A 16,504-nucleotide genomic window follows, 5' to 3' on the forward strand; every position below is an offset into this window, starting at 1 on the left:
TCCGTTTCCTGCCACAGCCATCGAGGGCTTCGCCGTGACGCTTCCGCCGCTTCCGCGCCTGCCCGCCGTGGTGCCCCGCTCGGGCGTGTCGCCCGAAGCGCGTCGTGCGCTCCGCCAGTTGATGGGCGATGTGGATCGCGCCCTCACCGTCGCCTTCAACGAGGGCGAGGACGCTTCGGCACTGGCCCGTCGCCGCGCCGAGATCGTCGAGCGCGTGGTGGTGCACGCCTGGGGTGCCTGCCTGGGCGACATCGCCGCCTCCGCCCTGTTCGCCGTGGGCGGGTTCGGGCGCGGCATGCTGTTTCCCGCGTCGGATGTCGATCTGCTGGCCCTGGTAGGCGAAAGCTCGCCGGCACTGTATCGCGCGCTGGAGAACTTCTTCGGCTGCCTGTGGGATATCGGCCTCAAGCCGGGTCACGCGGTACGCACCGTGGCGCAATGCCGCGAGCTGGCCGCCACGGAGGCGAGCGTCTTCACCAGCCTGCTCGACGCCAAGCGCCTGGCCGGCTGGCCCATCCTCGCCCAGGAGTTGCGCGGGATACTCGACGACCCCGCCCTCTGGCCCCCGCGGGCCTACCTGGCGGCACGCCTGGCCGAGCGCGACGCGCGTCATGCCCGCTACGACGATACGGCGCAGAACCTCGAACCCAACCTCAAGGACGGCCCCGGCGGCCTGCGTACCCTGGACGCGCTGCGCTGGCTGGGGCGTCGCCTCGCGGACGCTCCCGATTTCGACGCCATGGTGGCCGAAGGCCTGCTCGAGCCGGTGGAGGCCACACGGCTGACCGACGCGGAAGAAACCCTGCGTCGCTACCGCTATGCGCTGCACCTGGAGGCGGGGCGGGCCGAAGAGCGCCTGCTGTTCGACTACCAGCGCGCGCTGGCCACCCGGCTCGGCTTCGAGGACGAACACGCCAAAAACCTCGGCGTCGAGCAGTTCATGCAGGGCTACTACCGCGCGGCCACCCAGATCGAGCGCTCCGGCACACAGCTGGTGGAGCGCTTCGAGGAGATGCTGGATCCGCAGACCCGGCCCGAGGACGTAGGGCGCGACTACGTGCGCTACGGCGCGCGCATCGCCGTGCGCGATCCGGACCTGTTCGTGCACCGCCCGGCGGCGCTCGTGGAGATCTTCATCGCGCGGCTGGACGAGCCAGGCATCGCAGGCTTCACCGCGGACACCATGCGGCGCATCCAGCATGCGGCGTCGTCGCACGGCGAGTCGCTGGCCGACGACCCCGAGGTGCTGCGGGCCTTCCTCACCCTGCTGCGCCGTGGTGCCCCGGCGGTGGAGGCCTTGTGGCGGATGAACCGCCACGGCCTGCTGGCCGCCGTGCTGCCGGCCTTCGGCAAGGTGGTCGGGCGCATGCAATACGACCTCTTCCACGTCTATACGGTGGACGAGCACACGCTGCGGGTGCTGCGCAACGTGGCACGTTTCGCCGACCCCGCCGCCCGGCGCGACTTCCCCATCGGCTGCGAAATCTGGCCGCACATCGACAAGCCCGAGCTGATGCTGCTGGCCGCGTTGTTCCACGACATCGCCAAGGGCCGGGGCGGCGACCATTCGGTGCTGGGCGAGGAAGACGCGCGCGCGTTCTGCGGGCGGCTGGGCCTGGGCGCCGACGATGTCGACCTGGTCGCCTGGCTGGTCCGCCATCATCTGCTGATGAGCACCACCGCCCAGCGCCAGGACATCACCGATCCCGACGTGGTGCACCGCTTCGCCGCCACGGTGGGCGACTGGGAACACCTGGATCACTTGTACCTGCTGACCATCGCCGACATCATCGGCACCAGCCCGAAGCTATGGAACGCCTGGAAGGATCGCCTGCTGGCGGACCTCTATACGGCCACGCGCTTCGCGCTGCGCAGCGATCTCACCCCGCCGTCGCACGCGGGCATGCGCGTGCGCGAGTGCCGCGAGCGCGCGCTGGGCATCCTCGTCGGCGAGCATGTGGCCGCGGACGAAGTGGCCCAGGTCTGGGCGGAATTCCCCGACGGCAGCTTCCTTCGCCATCGCCCCGAACAGATCGCCTGGCAGACGGCCGCCATCCTGCGCTCCCGCGGCGCCACGCCGCTGGTGGAAGTCCATCCGTTTTCCGTACGCGGCAGCACCGAGCTGTTCATCTACGCCAGCGATCGCGACGGCCTGTTCGCCACGGTCACCGCCGTACTCGACCGCCTGCGCTTCTCCGTGGTCGAGGCACGCGTGCTCGTGTCCAGCACCGGCATGGCGCTGGATACCTTCCTGCTGCTGGAGTCGGATTCGCAGGCGCCGGCCTCGCTGCAGCGCGCGGAAGAACTGCGCCTGCGCCTGCGCCGCGCGCTGGAACAACCCGCCGGCCAGGGGCCGCCCAAGCGCAGCCTCTCGCGCCACCTGCGGCATTTCCAGATGACGCCGCGCATCGAGTTCGTCGACGCGGGCGATCGCACGCAGCTGGCGCTGGTGTGCACCGATCGCCCCGGCCTGCTGGCCGCCGTGGCCCAGGCGCTGGCCGAAGCCGAAGTGCGCGTGCATGATGCGCGTATCGCGACGTTCGGTGAGCGCGTCGAGGATTTCTTCCAGCTGACCGATCGCGGCAACGCCTCCCTCTCCGCCGAGCGCCGGGAGATCCTGCGCGCTTGCCTGCTTCGCCATATCGGTTTCGAAACCCCCAGGACTGTCGTACATGCAGATGCAAACGCTTGAATCCCTGATCGACGATGCCTTCGAGCGTCGCGCCGACCTGACCCAGAGCGAGATCGAAAGCCACGTGCGCGAAGCCGTCGAGCAGGTGCTGGGTCTGCTGGAATCCGGCGAGCGCCGCGTGGCGGAGCCGGACGGCAACGGTGGCTGGAAGGTCAACCAGTGGCTGAAGAAGGCCGTGCTGCTGTACTTCCGCATCAACGGCAACACGGTGGTGGACGGTGGTCCGTCCAGCGCGTTCGACAAGGTGCCGTTGCGCTTCACCGACGGCGACGCCACGGAGTACGCGCAGTTGGGCGCGCGCGTGGTGCCGGGTGCGCTGGTGCGGCGTGGCGCGCACATCGCAAAAGACGTGGTGCTGATGCCCAGCTACACCAACATCGGTGCCTTCGTGGGCGCGGGCAGCATGGTCGACACCTGGGCCACGGTGGGCTCGTGCGCCCAGATCGGCGCGGGTGTGCACCTCTCCGGCGGCGTGGGCATCGGTGGCGTGCTGGAACCGCTGCAGGCCAATCCGACCATCATCGAGGACAACTGCTTCATCGGCGCGCGTTCCGAGGTGGTCGAGGGCGTGGTGGTCGAGAAGGGTTCGGTGATCGGCATGGGCGTGTTCCTCGGCCAGTCCACCCGCATCTACAACCGCGCCACGGGCGAGATTTCCTACGGTCGCGTGCCGGCGGGCAGCGTCGTGGTGTCCGGCAGCCTGCCGGCGAAGGACGGCAGCCACAGCCTGTATGCGGCCATCATCGTCAAGCAGGTGGACGAGAAGACGCGCTCCAAGACCGGCATCAACGAACTGCTGCGCAGCGGAGACTGAGCCATGGCGATCACCGTTTACGGCCTGCCGCAGTGCGACACCTGCAAGAAGGCCCGCAACTGGCTGACCCGGTTCGACGTGCCGCACACGTTCGTCGATTACCGTGCGCAGCCGGTGGCCCCCGCCACGCTGAAGGCCTGGTCGGAGCACCTGGGCGGCTGGGAGAAACTGGTCAACAAGGCGTCGACCACCTGGCGCACGCTGCTGCCGCAGCGCAAGGATCCGCGCAGCGATCCGGAATGGACGCTGCTGCTGAAAGAGTATCCGGCACTCATCAAGCGTCCGGTGGTGGTCGACGGTGACACGGTCACGGTGGGCTTCAGCGACAACGCCTTCAAGAAGCGTTTCGGCACGCCATGACCTCTGTCGTCCTCGACCTCACCCGCGACCTGATCCGCCGCCGTTCGGTCACGCCCGACGACGCCGGCTGCCTTCCACTGATTGCCGGCCGCCTTGCCGCCGTCGGCTTCCGCATCCAGCACCTGCGCTTCGGCGACGTCGACAACCTTTGGGCCACCCACGGCCAGGACGGCCCGGTACTGGCATTTCTCGGGCACACCGACGTGGTGCCCAGTGGGCCGGAAGCGGCCTGGGTATCGCCGCCGTTCGAGCCCACCGAGCGCGACGGTGTGCTCTACGGCCGCGGGGCGGCGGACATGAAGGGCTCGGTCGCGGCCATGGTCGTGGCGCTGGAGCGCTATGTCGCCGCGCATCCGGAGCATGCCGGCACGCTGGGCCTGCTGCTGACCAGCGACGAGGAAGGCGTGGCGCTGCACGGCGTCCGCGAGGTGGTGGATTACTTCGCGGCGGTGAGCCAGCGCATCGACGCCTGCGTCGTCGGTGAGCCGTCGGCGAAGGAACGGCTGGGCGACCTGATCCGCGTCGGTCGGCGTGGCTCGCTCTCCGGCACGCTGACCGTGCGCGGCGTGCAGGGCCATGTGGCCTATCCGGAAAAAGCGAAAAATCCGATCCATGCGTTCGCGCCCGCGCTGGCTGCGCTGGCGGCGGAGCGCTGGGACGAAGGCAATGCGGATTTCCCGCCCACGTCGTTCCAGGTATCCAACCTCAACGCGGGCACGGGTGCCAACAACGTGATCCCCGGCGAACTGGTGGCGCTGTTCAATTTCCGGTTCGCCACCGCCAGCACGGCAGACGGCCTGCGTGAGCGCGCGGAAGCGATCCTGCGCGCGCACGACGTGGATTTCGCCATCGACTGGCACCTGTCCGGCCACCCGTTCCTGGCCACGCCGGGAGGCCGCCTGCGCGAGGTGGTGGTCGGGGTATGCCGCGACCTGTGCGGTATCGATCCGGAGCAGAGCACCGGCGGCGGCACCAGCGACGGCCGCTTCATCGCGCCGATGGGCGCCGAGGTGATCGAGCTGGGGCCGGTGAACGCGACCATCCACAAGGTGGACGAGTGCGTGTCCATCGCCGACCTGGAGCGCCTGCCCGACCTCTACGAGGCCATCTGCGCACGGATGCTCGCGTAGCGCTCAGCGTTTTTTCGGAAACACCGCCACGATGCCCGCATAGGGCTTGGTCATGAACGCCGGCGCGCCGGCGTAGCCGTCGTCCGGCGTGTACGCCTGCGAGATGGTGCCGTCCAGGAACAGCGCATCGCGGCAGCCCAGCTGGTCGCGGAACAGGCGGGCGAAGCTGTGGAAGTTGACCGGCGCGCGGCTGACCACGAACACGGCCTCGTGCGCGGATTTCGCGCATACGCCACTGCGCCACTTCATGCTGTCCGAGCCGTTGTCGAACTGCGGATTCACCTCGCCGTCGATCACCAGCATCGGCCCGGACTGGGTGGCGAAGCGCGGCTTGCGCCCCGCGTCGCGGAATGCCTCCGTGGAGGTGACGGCCACGCTGCCGTCGTCGTACACGGCGAACACGCCGTTGGGCAGCAGCGAGAAATTACCCGAGCGCGGGTTGCCGTGGACGAGGTTCAGCGGCACGACCGTCTTGCCGTCCTCGACGAACAGGCCCAGCGGCTTGAACTCGCGATCGTAGATACCTGCGTTGGTGGCGAAAGCCAGCGACCGACCCTTGGCCGCCGTCCAGGTCTTCAGGGCCTCGATGCCGCCGAAGGGCTGACCCGTCTCCGGATTGCGCCAGCGCAGCTCGATGTCCTCCTGCCGGGTATCCACCGTGACGGCGAAATACGACTGGCTGTCGAAGACGATGTCCTGTCCGTCCACGGCATCCGCGGCGGGCGCACAGCCCAGGGCCGAAGCGGCGACCAGGGTGGCGGCGAGGGCGCGGAGCAGGAACGTGCGATCGAAACGGGGAAGGGGCGGGCGGCGCATGGGTGGATGGTCGCCGGGTCGCCGGGGCGACGCAAGGGGTGAATCGCCGTCTTCGCGCGGGGAAGGGTAAACTCCCGGGCTTTTCCACGGTGTCGTCATCGTCATGCCCTATACGCCCATCGTCGCCACGCTCGGTTACGTGTTGTCGCCGGACGGTCGCCGCGTGCTCCTGATCCACCGCAATGCCCGCCAGGACGACCAGCACCTGGGCAAGTACAACGGCCTGGGCGGCAAGATGGAGCCGGGCGAGGACATCGCCGCCTGCATGCGCCGCGAGATCCGCGAGGAAGCGGGCATCGAGTGCGTGGACATGCGCCTGCGCGGCACCCTCAACTGGCCGGGCTTCGGCAAGAACGGCGAAGACTGGCTGGGCTTCATCTTCGTCATCGACCGGTACACCGGCACGTGCCTGGAGTCCAATCCCGAGGGCGCACTGGAGTGGGTGGCGCTGGACGCGCTGGACACCGTGCCCATGTGGGAAGGCGACCGGCACTTCCTGCCGATGGTGTTCGACGCCGACCCCCGCCCGTTCCATGGCGTGATGCCTTACGAGCAGGGGCGGCTGGTGTCGTGGAGCGTGACGCGGATCTAGTCCGGCCGGTCAGCCGGTGGTCTCGATCCGCTCCACGCGACGCAGGCCACGCGGCAGCACGCCACCGCGCGTGGCACGGCTGCCGCCGTACTCGACCAGGTCGGCCCATTTCAGCGTGAGTTTGCGCTGCCCCGCGTAGAGGGTGACCTCGCCCTTGCCCTCGGCGACCACGGCGATGCCCACCACGCGTTCCTCACCCGAGGCCAGCTTGGCCTTGGGGATCTCGATCAGCTTGTTGCCCTTGCCCTTGTCCAGTTCCGGCAGCTCGGCCACCGAGAACATCAGCAGGTGGCCTTCGCCGGTGACCACGACGATGCGGTCGCGCGACGGATCGGCGGTGATCGTCGGCGTGAGCACGCGCGCGCCGTCGCTCAGGCTGATGATCTGCTTGCCGGCCTTCTGCCGGCCGGTCAGCGCCTCGAAGCGGGTGACGAACCCATAGCCGAAATCCGTGGCCAGCACGATGCGGGTGTCGTTGTCCGCCGCCACCACGGCGTCGAAGCGGGCGCCGGCCGGGGGGCTGAACCGCCCGGTGAGCGGCTCGCCGTTGCCGCGGGCCGAGGGCAGCGTGTGCGCCGCCGTGGCATAGGCCCGGCCGGTCGAGTCGATGAAGGCCACCTGTTGCGTGGTGCGCGCGCGGGAGATCGCCAGCAGGCTGTCGCCGTCGCGGTAGGACAGGGCCTCGCCGTCGATCTCGTGACCCTTGCCGGCGCGTACCCAGCCCTTCTGCGAGAGCACCACGGTGACCGGCTCGGAGGCGACCAGCGCGCTTTCGTCCAGGGCCTGCGCCACGCTGCGCTCGATCAGCGGGGAGCGGCGCTCGTCGCCGAATTTCTCGGCGTCGCTGCGCAGTTCTTCCTTGATCAGGCTTTTCAGCTTGGCCGGCGACTTCAGCAGCACATTGATGCGGGCGCGCTCTTCTTCCAGCTTGTCGCGTTCCTCGTTGATCTTGAACTCTTCCAGGCGGGCCAGCTGGCGCAGCTTGGTTTCGAGGATGTAGTCGGCCTGCTCGTCGTCCAGGCGGAAGCGCGCCATCAGCACGGGCTTGGGTTCTTCCTCCGTGCGGACGATGCGGATCACCTCGTCGATGTTGAGGTAGGCGATGCGCAAAGCCTCGAGCATGTGCAGGCGGCGCTCGACCCGGCCCAGTCGGTGGTTGAGCCGTCGCGTGACCGTGTCGGTACGAAAGCGCAGCCACTCGCTCAGGATCATTTTCAGATCCTTCACCTGCGGCCGCCCGTCCAGGCCGATCATGTTCATGTTGACGCGGAAGCTCTTTTCCAGGTCCGTCGTGGCGAACAGGTGCTGCATCATCTCGTCCGCGTCCACGCGGCTGGAGCGCGGCACCAGCACCAGGCGGATCGGGTTCTCGTGGTCGGACTCGTCGCGCAGGTCCTCGATCATCGGCAGCTTCTTCGCGCGCATCTGCGCGGCGATCTGTTCGAGGATCTTGGACGGCGAGACCTGGTGGGGCAGGGCGGTGATGACGATGTTGCCGTCGTCGCGGACGTAGACGGCGCGCGCGCGGACCGAGCCGATGCCGTTCTGGTACATCGCCGCCAGCTCGCGGCGCGGCGTGATGATCTCGGCATCCGTGGGGTAGTCCGGACCCTGCACGTGTTCGCACAGGTCCGCGATGGTGGCGTCCGGGTCGTCCAGCAGGCGGATGCAGGCGCTGGCCACCTCGCGCAGGTTGTGCGGCGGGATATCGGTCGCCATGCCCACGGCGATGCCCATGGAGCCGTTGAGCAGCACGTGCGGCACGCGGGCAGGCAGCCACGAGGGCTCGTTCATCGTGCCGTCGAAGTTCGGCACCCAGTCCACGGTGCCGTGGCCCAGCTCGGACAGCATGACCTCGGCGATGGGGGTGAGGCGCGACTCCGTGTAGCGCATGGCCGCGAAGCTCTTCGGGTCGTCGGGCGAACCGAAGTTGCCGTGGCCGTCCACCAGCGGATAGCGGTAGGAGAAGGGCTGGGCCATCAGCACCATGGCCTCGTAGCAGGCCGAGTCGCCGTGGGGGTGGAACTTGCCGATGACGTCACCGATGGTGCGGGCGGACTTCTTCGGCTTGGCCGTGGCGCCCAGCGCCAGCTCGCTCATGGCGTACACGATGCGGCGCTGGACCGGCTTCAGCCCGTCGCCCACGAAGGGCAGGGCGCGGTCCAGCACCACGTACATGGAATAGTCGAGATAGGCCCGCTCTGCGTAGTCCTTGAGCGGGATCTGTTCGTAATTGGCTTGCAGGTTCATGGGTTTGGCTGTCCGGCAGGCGCGCGTCCGCGCGTCGTAGCCGGAGGATGGTGCCAGAAAGCCGTCTCAGGAGCGAAGACCGGATGCGTTCAGGTCTAGAAGGTGGTGTCGAAGCGGTTTGTCTTGTTGGTTAGGGTCCGCGGCGAAACAGGCTCCTCCTTATCCATCGTTTTGAAGGCGCCTCCACTATATCGAAGGGGGACGCCTATGTCGCTGAAATATCGAGCTTTGTTCGGCTTTGGGACATTCCCCGAGCCGATCGCGGTATAGGTCTGCGTCATACGTACCACCTGACTGCCGTGCTCCTGCTTGGCGTGGACCGTCATATCGCTCATATGCCCGTGGCCGGAGCTTTCGAGGGTGACATGAGGGTAAGGGCGCGGCGTCATCGTCCCATCCACTGTCCCAATAGGGAGGAACACCTGCCGACCGTCCAGCGTCTTATTCCCGGCGAATACCGCACGGCTGTCTATGGTCTTCGGCGCCTTCGGCGGCCCCGATCCTCCGATCGAACTCATGCCTTGCTCCTTTGTAAGAGCCGCCGAGGAAGATGGCGGCTGCCTGATCGGGGCAAGGCCGAATCACGTTTCGTGCCAACAGCCCTATGGCTCGCGCAGGTGCGTCGCGCCGTGTTTACGCGCGGGGGGGAGGATGGATCGACCCTGATCGGGCGTGTGGAAAAGCACCCGCCGTGTGTCGGCAGCCACACCGGCTGCACCGCTTTCACATCCACATCACGTAGCCAAAGCGGAGCGGAACGAAAGAACCTGCGTTCACCGGAGGGCCAAGTCGGTCTTGGTTCCATGACCGTTTTTCTCCGGAAGGACGATGACCAAAGACCTCTCAGCCGACGGCCTGCGTGGCCTCGCCGCGGTCAACGTGCTGCTGTGCCATCTTTTCCTGGCCTTCCTGCCGGGCGGCTTCGCCTGGATCTATCCGGACACCACCACGCCCGCCGCCATGCACGGCGTGGTCGACCACGTGATCGCCTTCCCGCCGCTGTCGGTGCTGTGGAACGGCCAGTTCGCCGTCTGCATCTTCTTCGTGCTGAGTGGGTACGTACTGACCAAGTCGTTCATCGAGAACGGCGACGCCGCGGTGTTCCGCCTGCGCGCGTCACGCCGCTACCTGCGCCTGGGCGTACCCATCTTCGGCTCGGTGATGTTTGCCTGGCTCGTCATGGCCATGGGCTGGAGTCACGCTGTGGAAGCGGGGGCGCTTTCGGGCTCGCACTGGCTGGCGGACTTCTGGAAGAAGCCGGCCGACCTGATGGAGGCCCTGCGCGACGGTACCTACGGCACGATCCTCGGCGGCTGGTCGCGCTTCAATCCCACGCTTTGGACGATGAAGATCGAATTGCTGGGCTCGATGTTCGTCTTCGCCTACCGGTCGCTCACGCTGCCGGGGCGTGCCGCGCCGCTTAACTTCGTCTTCGCGGTGGCGCTGCTGGCGTGGTTCTTCCCGCACGACTGGCCGTATTACACGGCGTTCCTGGCCGGAAGCCATATCGGTGAGGCCAGGCTGACGCGGTCACGTACGTGGCTGGCGCTGGCGGCGATCGGCGTGGTGATCTGTGGCGGCTTCGACGCGTCGCCCTGGTACGACTGGACCCGCGTGCTTCCGCTGGCCGACAACGAGCGCAAGGCCTTCTTCAATGTGCTGGGCGGCGTGCTGCTGCTTTACATCGTGCGGTGCGGCTGCCTGGATCGCCTCCTGCAGAGTCGTCCCGCCCAGTTCATGGGGCGTATCTCGTACGCGTTCTACCTCGTCCACCTGCCGATCCTGCTCAGCGTCTCCGCCTGGTGCTTCATCCAGATGGCGGGGCGCTTCGCGCTCGATCCGGTGCTGGCCGCACTGATCACGGTGCCGGTGACCTTCGCGGTGGTCATCGCCGCGGCGATGGTGTTCGACCGAACCTTCGACCGTTGGGGCATCCGGCTGGCGGCGTGGGTGTTTCCCGCTCCGCGCTCACCGGTGCGCACCGTGGCATTGCGTAGCGCGGACGGCTTCCGTCGCCGCGTGCGCTACCACCGTCGTCGCCCGCTGGAGAAGGCGGGCTGACGCGAGACGCGTGACGAACGGGCCATGCGGCGCCCCGGTGCTACCGCGATGATCGGGTCTCCATCCAGGAAACCAGGGGCCCACCATGTCGCGTCGTCGTCTCGTCCTGCTGTCCGCTTCCTTGCTCGCTTGCGCCGGCGCCGCCACGGCCGCGGTGGCGAGTGATTCGTCGGCCACGCCCGAATCCGCCGTTTCCCGTTACGTCGCCGCTGAGCACGCGTTCGACGTGGCCGCCTTGCGGGCGGTGCTGCTACCGCACTTCGTCGAGGTATCGCCACGCGGCGAGGTGGACGAGCACGATGCCGTGCTGGGGTTCTATGCGCCCGAGAAAAAGACCACGGCGCCGCCCGTCGCCTTGCGCGACGTGGTGTCCCGCGTGAACGGCGATACCGCTTTCGTCACGGCGTCCGTCGTGTTCACGGTGAAGGATGCGGAGCATCGCCTCACGCTGGGCGCGTCGGTGGTAAAGGGGGCGGATGGCTGGCGCCTGGCGTCGGCGCAGTACACCGGTGTTCCGCCGCGCAGCCCGTCGGCGCCCCAGCAGCCCTCGGCACCGACGCCGCCTGCCGCACCCATGGCGCCCCGGCCGCAGGCCTGAGCGCACGGACGCGGCGGGTGCCGGATCAGAGCGCGAAGTCTGCCTGCACGGGGAAGTGATCGGAGGGGTATCGCCCGTTCTTCGACGTGGTGACCGTCTGCGCGGATGTCGCTTCGACGCCCCGGTAGAGAATCCAGTCGATCCGTTTGGTCGCCTTGCCGGTGAAGTCGTGGAAGGTCTCCGCCGGGCCGGTGTGCGTCGGCGCGGCGATCCACGCGTCCTTGAACGTGGCCGTGAGCGCCTTGTGCGTCTCGCTCTCCGGTCCCGTGTTGAAGTCGCCCGTGACGATCACCGGTACATGGGCGGGAAGCTTCGCGATCCATGCGGCGATCTGGTGCGCACTGCGTGAGCGGGCATCCTCGTCCTGGTCGCGGTACGGAAAATGCGTGTCCAGCACGTAGAACCGCTTGTGGTCCGACAGCCGCTCGAACAGCGCCCAGTTGACCATGCGCGGAAAGACGTTGCCCCAGGTGATGCTGGCCACCTTGTCCGGCGTGTCGGATAGCCAGAAGTCGCCCGATTCGATCACCTTCAGGCGATCCTTCCGGTAGAAGATGCCCATGTGCTCGTCGCGGTGCTCACCGAAACGGTCGCGACCGAACCAGGTGTATCCCGGCAGCCGCGCCACGGTGTCGTCGCCCTGCGCCTTGTACAGCTCCTGCGTGCCGACGATGTCCGGATGCAGTCGGCGGATGGTGTCGGCGAACAGGTCGCGTCGGTGCGGCCAGTCGTTCAGTCCGTCGTTGCCGGTCATCGTGCGTACGTTGAACGTCATGACTTTCAGGTCGTCCGCCATGGCGGGCGTGACGAAGGCGGCGGCCAGGCCGGCGATCAGGGCGAGGTGGCGAAAGCGAAGCATGCGGGTCGGCGTCCTTCTGGGGAGGGATCGCCCGACTATAGCGACGTAACGCCGTAACGGCATGAAGCCGCCTTTCTGCAGCGCCGCGACATCGCGCCGCCCACCGCACGACGGCCGATGGTGCAGAATGACCGTCCGCCATTCGACGGAATCCGGGATCCCACCATGACCGAAGCCGACCGCAACGCAACACCCTCCGGCTCGAACGGTCGGCGGACGGCGATCATCGTCATCCTGGTGGCGTTCATCGCCTCGGCCACCACCACCTTCCTCGCCATCACCGAGTCGCATCGCGTGCGCAAGGCGGATACCGTCGCCCAGGACGCGGATGTACGCGATCTACGCGCCTTCGCCAGCGACTGGGCATCGCGTGTGGGGCAACTGCGCGATGCGCCTGCCGCGGTCCAGCCGGAGCGGTTGGCGGCACTACCGCCGCGTATCGAAGCGCTTGCCGCCTGGAAGCCGCGTACGCCCTGCGGCAACGATGCACGCGAGGCCTTGCGCGCGTCGATGGAAACACGCGTGGGTTATGTCCGGCGCGTGCTGGCGAAAGACACCGTGCCCGAGGCGCACATCGACGAGAGTCGCGCGCTGGAGCAGAGCCTGCAGCGTTGCATCGCGGAACAAGGGCGGGACGTCACGACCTGATCCACCGCTCGCTCAGGTGTCGCCCGATCTGGCGTCGTAGCGCTGACGCGCAGCGTCCACCTCGTCGAGGTTCTGGTGCATCCACGCGTAAAGCGCCTTGAACGGCCGATGCAACGAGCGGCCCAGCTCGGTCAGGGCGTACTCCACGCCGATCGGCGCGGCCGGCAGGATCGTTCGCGTCAGCAGGCCGTTGCGCTCGAGGCGGCGCAGGCACTGGGTGAGGGCCTTCTGCGTCACGCCTTCCAGCTGGCGCTTGATCGCATTGAAGCGTAGCGGGCCGCTGTGCAGCACGGTGAGCACCATCATCGACCACTTGTCGGTCACCTGCTCGAACAGCAGGCGGCTTGGACAGCCGGCGGAAAACCGCTCCGGACTGCAGGTCGGCGATAGGGTGGTTTCCATGGATATACCTGAGCGCCTGCAAGTGCCTTATTGACGCCAAGTATATCGCGTATACCATGCGGCGCACCCTCCAATGCGAAAAATCTCATGTCCCAGGCCGCCGTCGATCCGCTGTTTCGTCCCTTCACCATCAAGGGCTTGACCCTTAAAAACCGCATCGTCATGGCGCCCATGACGCGCACGTTCGCTCCGGAGGGCGTGCCCGGCGAGGCGAACGCCGCCTATTACCGCCGTCGCGCCGCCGGTGATGTCGGCCTGATCCTCTCGGAAGGCACGGTGATCGACCGCCCCGCGTCGCGTAACGAGCGCGACATCCCTTCGTTTTTCGGTGAGGCGGCACTGGCCGGCTGGCGCGGTGTGATCGATGAGGTGCACGCGGCCGGCGGTCGCATGGGTCCGCAGATCTGGCACACCGGTGCCACCCACGGCCGCTCCGGCTGGAATCCGCCCACGCCGAAGGAAAGCCCGTCCGGCCTGAACAGCCCGGGCGACGCGAACGGCGTTGCCATGACCGAGGAAGACATCGCCGACACCGTGGCGGCGTTCGCCAGCGCGGCGGCGAGCGCGAAGGCCCTGGGATTCGATGTGGTCGAACTGCACGGTGCACACGGCTACCTCATCGACCAGTTCTTCTGGCAAGGCTCCAACGAGCGCATCGATCGCTACGGCGGCGCGACCCTGGCCGAGCGTTCGCGCTTCGCCGGGGAAGTGGTGGCCGCCGTCCGCGCCGCTATCGGTCCGGACATGCCGCTGATCCTGCGTGTCAGCCAGTGGAAGCAGCAGGACTACAAGGCCCGCCTGGCGCCGACACTGGCCGAGCTGGAGGCCTGGCTTTCGCCGCTGGTCGATGCGGGCGTGGATGTACTGCATTGCTCGCAGCGGCGGTTCTGGGACCCGGAGTTTCCGGAGATCGACGGAGAGAACGGCCTCAACTTCGCCGGCTGGGCGAAGAAGGTCACCGGCGCCGCGACGATCTCGGTCGGGTCGGTTGGGCTTTCCGGTGAGTTCCTGGCTTCGTTCGGCGGCGAGACGTCGTCGCCGGTGGGCGTGGAGCGTCTTGCCGAGCGGCTGGATCGGGAAGAGTTCGACCTGATCGCCGTGGGTCGTGCGTTGATTGCCGATCCGGACTGGGTGTCGAAGGTGCGTGCGGGAGAGACCGAGAAGATGAAGTCGTTCGATCCGGCGTCGTTGGCCGAGCTGGTCTGAGGTTTGCGGGCTGGCTACGCGTAGGGCCGGCTCGACCGGCGGCACCAGTACATCGTCATCGCCGCATTGACGATGGCCAGGGCCGCCGGCAAAAGCAGGCCTGCCCGTGGATGGCCTGCATGGAGGACGGCCCCGGCCGTCGCGCCTGCGATGAAGCAGGTGATGACCAGCACACTGACCTGGGCGCGTCGGACATCCGGTGCTGCGCCGCGCAGCCATTGGCCGAGCGTGATGCCCAGGTCGGTGAACATGCCCGTGAGGTGCGACGTGCGCAGCACCGCGCCGGTGACGAACGATGTGGTGCCGTTTTGCAGGCCGATGGCTAGCGCGCACAGCCACGCCGCACGCGCGGGATACACCTCGATGGACCAGGCCGCGGCGCCCAGGAGCACGGCCTCGAAGAGGAGCATGAGTGCTGCCGCCTGGCTGGCCCGCCATCGCTCCGCCCGAATACACCATGCGCTGATCGCGCACCCGGCGGTGAAGAGGCCGATGACCAGCCCGGCGTGGCCCAGCAGGGCGGCGTCCGCACTGGCCATGCCCAGGGCTGCCTCGGTGCTGACACCGGTGAGGTGCGTGACACCGCCGTGCTGGAGCGCGAGAAGCGCTGAAGCGTTGACCGCGCCCGCCACGAAGGGAAGGCTGATGGCCCATAACCAGATCCATCGGGGGAAAGCGGGAATCATGTACTCGGACACCGTGTGCGTCGCCGCAGTTTGCCATGGGCCGCCTCGGCCGAGGGAGACGTAAGCGAAATCGGAAAGCGGCACGACCCTGGTTGCACGCCAGGCTGCGTAGGACTCCCATGTGTCGATACTTCGAAAGCGGTCTGGCGAGGCCTTTCGTAGCGCGATCAAAAGGCACTTTACTGCGTCACCGCATTGGCTATGCTCGGACGCCTCGGTCCTGAGGGGGGGTAGGGCATGCAAGGTGCGCCGCCAAAGAACAAGGGCAAGCCAAAAGCCTTTGGTCACCTCGCCACGCCGTCGCCGACGAGCAGCGCGACGAACGGGTTTGTCATGGTGCCGCTGTCAGGTAAATTCACGACGCCGCTGCCATCGTTCGCGCCGATCGGCTTATACGACCCGGCGAAGGACAACACCCTGACATCGACGCAGGCGAAGCAGGGAAGTTTCAAGAAGGACAGCAAAGCCGGGGCCACCCACGAGAAGCGTCGCAACGTTGCCAAGCGCATCGTTGAAGACGGTTTCGACAGCCTCGAACCCCCTGTGCGGAAGCGTGTTCGAAAGCAGCCAGTTTCGGGCTGAGCGGAAGTAAGGGTAGTGCCGGCTGCCAGCCACGGGGGCAGCTCTACGAAGACGATAACGAAAAACGTCTGCCTTATTTATCCGGCTTCATTCCCGCCGCATCCCCCACACGCGTCACGAACATGTCGCGTGCGCTGCTTTGCTCCGGAAGGATATAGACGATGCTGTTCCTGTTGGCAAAGGCGGGTTTGACGACACTGCCATAAAACGCCGCTGGCACATTGATGCAGCCGTAGGAAATGCGATGGTCGTCGCTGGTTGCGCTTGCCAGGCGCTGGGCGCGATGTTCGAGTTTCGTGCCCGCGACGACCGGATGCAGGGCAAGAGCGGTGGCGTAGTCGATCCACAGGATGTCCCCGCCATGCAAGGTGCGTCCCGGGGAGGCGACAAAGCGTCCCGCAGGCGTAATGCGGTCTGCCGGGGCGATCGCCAACACTGTCTGGTTACCGATGCCCGGGGGCATGCGATCGCCTTTCGCCATGCCCAGCAGCGCAAGCGTACTGCCCTGCAGGTTGCCGTGTGCGTCGAATACGAAGACCTTTGCGTTCACCTTGTCGACGACGATGTACGGCATGTCGCCGTTGTCCTGGGTCTCGATCGCCCACTTTGCTACGTACCTGACTTCGGACGATGCCGACGCCATGCCGGTCTCTGCGGCTCCGTCGCGCGCGGCCGGCGGGTTTACTTCCGCCGCGTCCACGCCCCACGAAAGTGCCAGCAAGATGACCACGCCGGCACGGCCCAGGATGTGCGCAAACGGCCTGGCCGCGGAGTAAACCGCGGCCCGCCTGGGTAGTAACTGGGGGCT

The 16,504-nt window shown here is 67.4% G+C and carries 17 protein-coding genes; 10 read left to right on the top strand and 7 right to left on the bottom strand.

All coding sequences use genetic code 11. From position 1 onward, the window contains the following. Positions 1-121 precede the first annotated feature (121 nt). The 4 genes from glnD to dapE are packed head-to-tail and all read left to right on the top strand — an operon-like array spanning position 122 to position 4,996. The gene (gene glnD, locus AB8808_RS04715) at positions 122-2,692 is read left to right on the top strand and encodes a [protein-PII] uridylyltransferase (RefSeq protein WP_369931329.1); all 2,571 of its coding nucleotides are present in this window, start codon (positions 122-124) and stop codon (positions 2,690-2,692) included. Further along, positions 2,679-3,506, top strand: a complete 828-nt coding sequence (gene dapD, locus AB8808_RS04720) for a 2,3,4,5-tetrahydropyridine-2,6-dicarboxylate N-succinyltransferase (RefSeq protein WP_369931330.1) — start codon at positions 2,679-2,681, stop codon at positions 3,504-3,506. The genes glnD and dapD overlap by 14 nt, the downstream gene beginning before the upstream one ends. A gap of 3 nt (positions 3,507-3,509) precedes the next feature. After that, entirely contained in the window at positions 3,510-3,866 is a 357-nt protein-coding gene (locus AB8808_RS04725) for a Spx/MgsR family RNA polymerase-binding regulatory protein (protein WP_369927171.1), read from the top strand. After that, positions 3,863-4,996: a succinyl-diaminopimelate desuccinylase gene (dapE, locus tag AB8808_RS04730; RefSeq protein ID WP_369927173.1), complete on the top strand. Its 1,134-nt coding sequence runs from the start codon at positions 3,863-3,865 to the stop codon at positions 4,994-4,996. The genes AB8808_RS04725 and dapE overlap by 4 nt, the downstream gene beginning before the upstream one ends. 3 nt (positions 4,997-4,999) lie before the next feature. Here dapE and AB8808_RS04735 read toward each other — a convergent pair whose 3' ends face one another. Next, positions 5,000-5,812: a phosphodiester glycosidase family protein gene (locus AB8808_RS04735; RefSeq protein ID WP_369927175.1), complete on the bottom strand. Its 813-nt coding sequence runs from the start codon at positions 5,810-5,812 to the stop codon at positions 5,000-5,002. 103 nt (positions 5,813-5,915) lie between these two features. On the opposite strand from AB8808_RS04735, the gene AB8808_RS04740 reads away from it, so the two are divergent. Continuing rightward, complete coding sequence (locus AB8808_RS04740; protein WP_036137104.1) at positions 5,916-6,404, top strand: NUDIX hydrolase; 489 nt, start codon at positions 5,916-5,918, stop codon at positions 6,402-6,404. 9 nt (positions 6,405-6,413) lie between these two features. Here AB8808_RS04740 and parC read toward each other — a convergent pair whose 3' ends face one another. Next, positions 6,414-8,654 carry a DNA topoisomerase IV subunit A gene (gene parC / locus AB8808_RS04745; RefSeq protein WP_369927177.1) on the bottom strand — a complete coding sequence of 747 codons (2,241 nt, stop codon included), beginning with the start codon at positions 8,652-8,654 and terminating at the stop codon, positions 6,414-6,416. 95 nt (positions 8,655-8,749) lie between these two features. Beyond that, entirely contained in the window at positions 8,750-9,172 is a 423-nt protein-coding gene (locus AB8808_RS04750; RefSeq protein ID WP_369927179.1) for a hypothetical protein, read from the bottom strand. A 310-nt stretch (positions 9,173-9,482) separates the two neighbouring features. Here AB8808_RS04750 and AB8808_RS04755 point away from each other — a divergent pair, with 310 nt between their 5' ends. Next, complete coding sequence (locus AB8808_RS04755) at positions 9,483-10,715, top strand: acyltransferase family protein (RefSeq protein ID WP_369927181.1); 1,233 nt, start codon at positions 9,483-9,485, stop codon at positions 10,713-10,715. A gap of 85 nt (positions 10,716-10,800) precedes the next feature. Next, a complete protein-coding gene (locus AB8808_RS04760; RefSeq protein ID WP_369927183.1) occupies positions 10,801-11,313 on the top strand; it encodes a nuclear transport factor 2 family protein in 513 nt (170 codons plus the stop codon). Positions 11,314-11,338: 25 nt separating this feature from the next. On the opposite strand, the gene AB8808_RS04765 is transcribed toward AB8808_RS04760, so the two are convergent. Further along, a complete protein-coding gene (locus AB8808_RS04765) occupies positions 11,339-12,172 on the bottom strand; it encodes an endonuclease/exonuclease/phosphatase family protein (RefSeq protein ID WP_369927185.1) in 834 nt (277 codons plus the stop codon). A 165-nt stretch (positions 12,173-12,337) separates the two neighbouring features. Between AB8808_RS04765 and AB8808_RS04770 the strand changes: the two genes are divergently transcribed. After that, positions 12,338-12,820: a hypothetical protein gene (locus tag AB8808_RS04770; protein ID WP_369927187.1), complete on the top strand. Its 483-nt coding sequence runs from the start codon at positions 12,338-12,340 to the stop codon at positions 12,818-12,820. A gap of 12 nt (positions 12,821-12,832) precedes the next feature. Here AB8808_RS04770 and AB8808_RS04775 read toward each other — a convergent pair whose 3' ends face one another. Continuing rightward, entirely contained in the window at positions 12,833-13,222 is a 390-nt protein-coding gene (locus tag AB8808_RS04775; RefSeq protein WP_369927189.1) for a winged helix-turn-helix transcriptional regulator, read from the bottom strand. An 87-nt stretch (positions 13,223-13,309) separates the two neighbouring features. On the opposite strand from AB8808_RS04775, the gene AB8808_RS04780 reads away from it, so the two are divergent. Beyond that, positions 13,310-14,428, top strand: coding sequence for an NADH:flavin oxidoreductase (locus tag AB8808_RS04780; protein WP_369927191.1), 1,119 nt, complete (start codon positions 13,310-13,312; stop codon positions 14,426-14,428). A gap of 14 nt (positions 14,429-14,442) precedes the next feature. Here AB8808_RS04780 and AB8808_RS04785 read toward each other — a convergent pair whose 3' ends face one another. Then, on the bottom strand, positions 14,443-15,114 hold the full coding sequence (locus AB8808_RS04785) for a YoaK family protein (protein ID WP_369927193.1): 672 nt from the start codon (positions 15,112-15,114) through the stop codon (positions 14,443-14,445). A 237-nt stretch (positions 15,115-15,351) separates the two neighbouring features. On the opposite strand from AB8808_RS04785, the gene AB8808_RS04790 reads away from it, so the two are divergent. Continuing rightward, a complete protein-coding gene (locus AB8808_RS04790; protein WP_369927194.1) occupies positions 15,352-15,696 on the top strand; it encodes a hypothetical protein in 345 nt (114 codons plus the stop codon). Between the two features lie 73 nt (positions 15,697-15,769). Here the strand turns inward: AB8808_RS04790 and AB8808_RS04795 are convergent, their stop codons facing one another. Next, on the bottom strand, positions 15,770-16,426 hold the full coding sequence (locus AB8808_RS04795; protein ID WP_369927196.1) for a L,D-transpeptidase: 657 nt from the start codon (positions 16,424-16,426) through the stop codon (positions 15,770-15,772). Positions 16,427-16,504: the final 78 nt, after the last annotated feature.

The organism is Xanthomonas sp. NCPPB 2632 (genome assembly GCF_041228075.2).
In the GTDB taxonomy this organism is placed as follows: domain Bacteria; phylum Pseudomonadota; class Gammaproteobacteria; order Xanthomonadales; family Rhodanobacteraceae; genus Luteibacter.

Bases quoted from the DNA above. Each gene is read 5' to 3' on its own strand.
- AB8808_RS04770 (WP_369927187.1), top strand. From the start codon at position 12,338: ATGACCGAAGCCGACCGCAACGCAACACCCTCCGGCTCGAACGGTCGG.
- dapE (WP_369927173.1), top strand. From the start codon at position 3,863: ATGACCTCTGTCGTCCTCGACCTCACCCGCGACCTGATCCGCCGCCGT.
- AB8808_RS04765 (WP_369927185.1), bottom strand. From the start codon at position 12,172: ATGCTTCGCTTTCGCCACCTCGCCCTGATCGCCGGCCTGGCCGCCGCC.
- AB8808_RS04750 (WP_369927179.1), bottom strand. From the start codon at position 9,172: ATGAGTTCGATCGGAGGATCGGGGCCGCCGAAGGCGCCGAAGACCATA.
- AB8808_RS04785 (WP_369927193.1), bottom strand. From the start codon at position 15,114: ATGATTCCCGCTTTCCCCCGATGGATCTGGTTATGGGCCATCAGCCTT.
- AB8808_RS04725 (WP_369927171.1), top strand. From the start codon at position 3,510: ATGGCGATCACCGTTTACGGCCTGCCGCAGTGCGACACCTGCAAGAAG.
- AB8808_RS04735 (WP_369927175.1), bottom strand. From the start codon at position 5,812: ATGCGCCGCCCGCCCCTTCCCCGTTTCGATCGCACGTTCCTGCTCCGC.
- AB8808_RS04775 (WP_369927189.1), bottom strand. From the start codon at position 13,222: ATGGAAACCACCCTATCGCCGACCTGCAGTCCGGAGCGGTTTTCCGCC.
- dapD (WP_369931330.1), top strand. From the start codon at position 2,679: ATGCAAACGCTTGAATCCCTGATCGACGATGCCTTCGAGCGTCGCGCC.
- AB8808_RS04755 (WP_369927181.1), top strand. From the start codon at position 9,483: ATGACCAAAGACCTCTCAGCCGACGGCCTGCGTGGCCTCGCCGCGGTC.
- glnD (WP_369931329.1), top strand. From the start codon at position 122: ATGGGCGATGTGGATCGCGCCCTCACCGTCGCCTTCAACGAGGGCGAG.
- AB8808_RS04740 (WP_036137104.1), top strand. From the start codon at position 5,916: ATGCCCTATACGCCCATCGTCGCCACGCTCGGTTACGTGTTGTCGCCG.
- AB8808_RS04790 (WP_369927194.1), top strand. From the start codon at position 15,352: ATGCAAGGTGCGCCGCCAAAGAACAAGGGCAAGCCAAAAGCCTTTGGT.
- parC (WP_369927177.1), bottom strand. From the start codon at position 8,654: ATGAACCTGCAAGCCAATTACGAACAGATCCCGCTCAAGGACTACGCA.
- AB8808_RS04780 (WP_369927191.1), top strand. From the start codon at position 13,310: ATGTCCCAGGCCGCCGTCGATCCGCTGTTTCGTCCCTTCACCATCAAG.
- AB8808_RS04760 (WP_369927183.1), top strand. From the start codon at position 10,801: ATGTCGCGTCGTCGTCTCGTCCTGCTGTCCGCTTCCTTGCTCGCTTGC.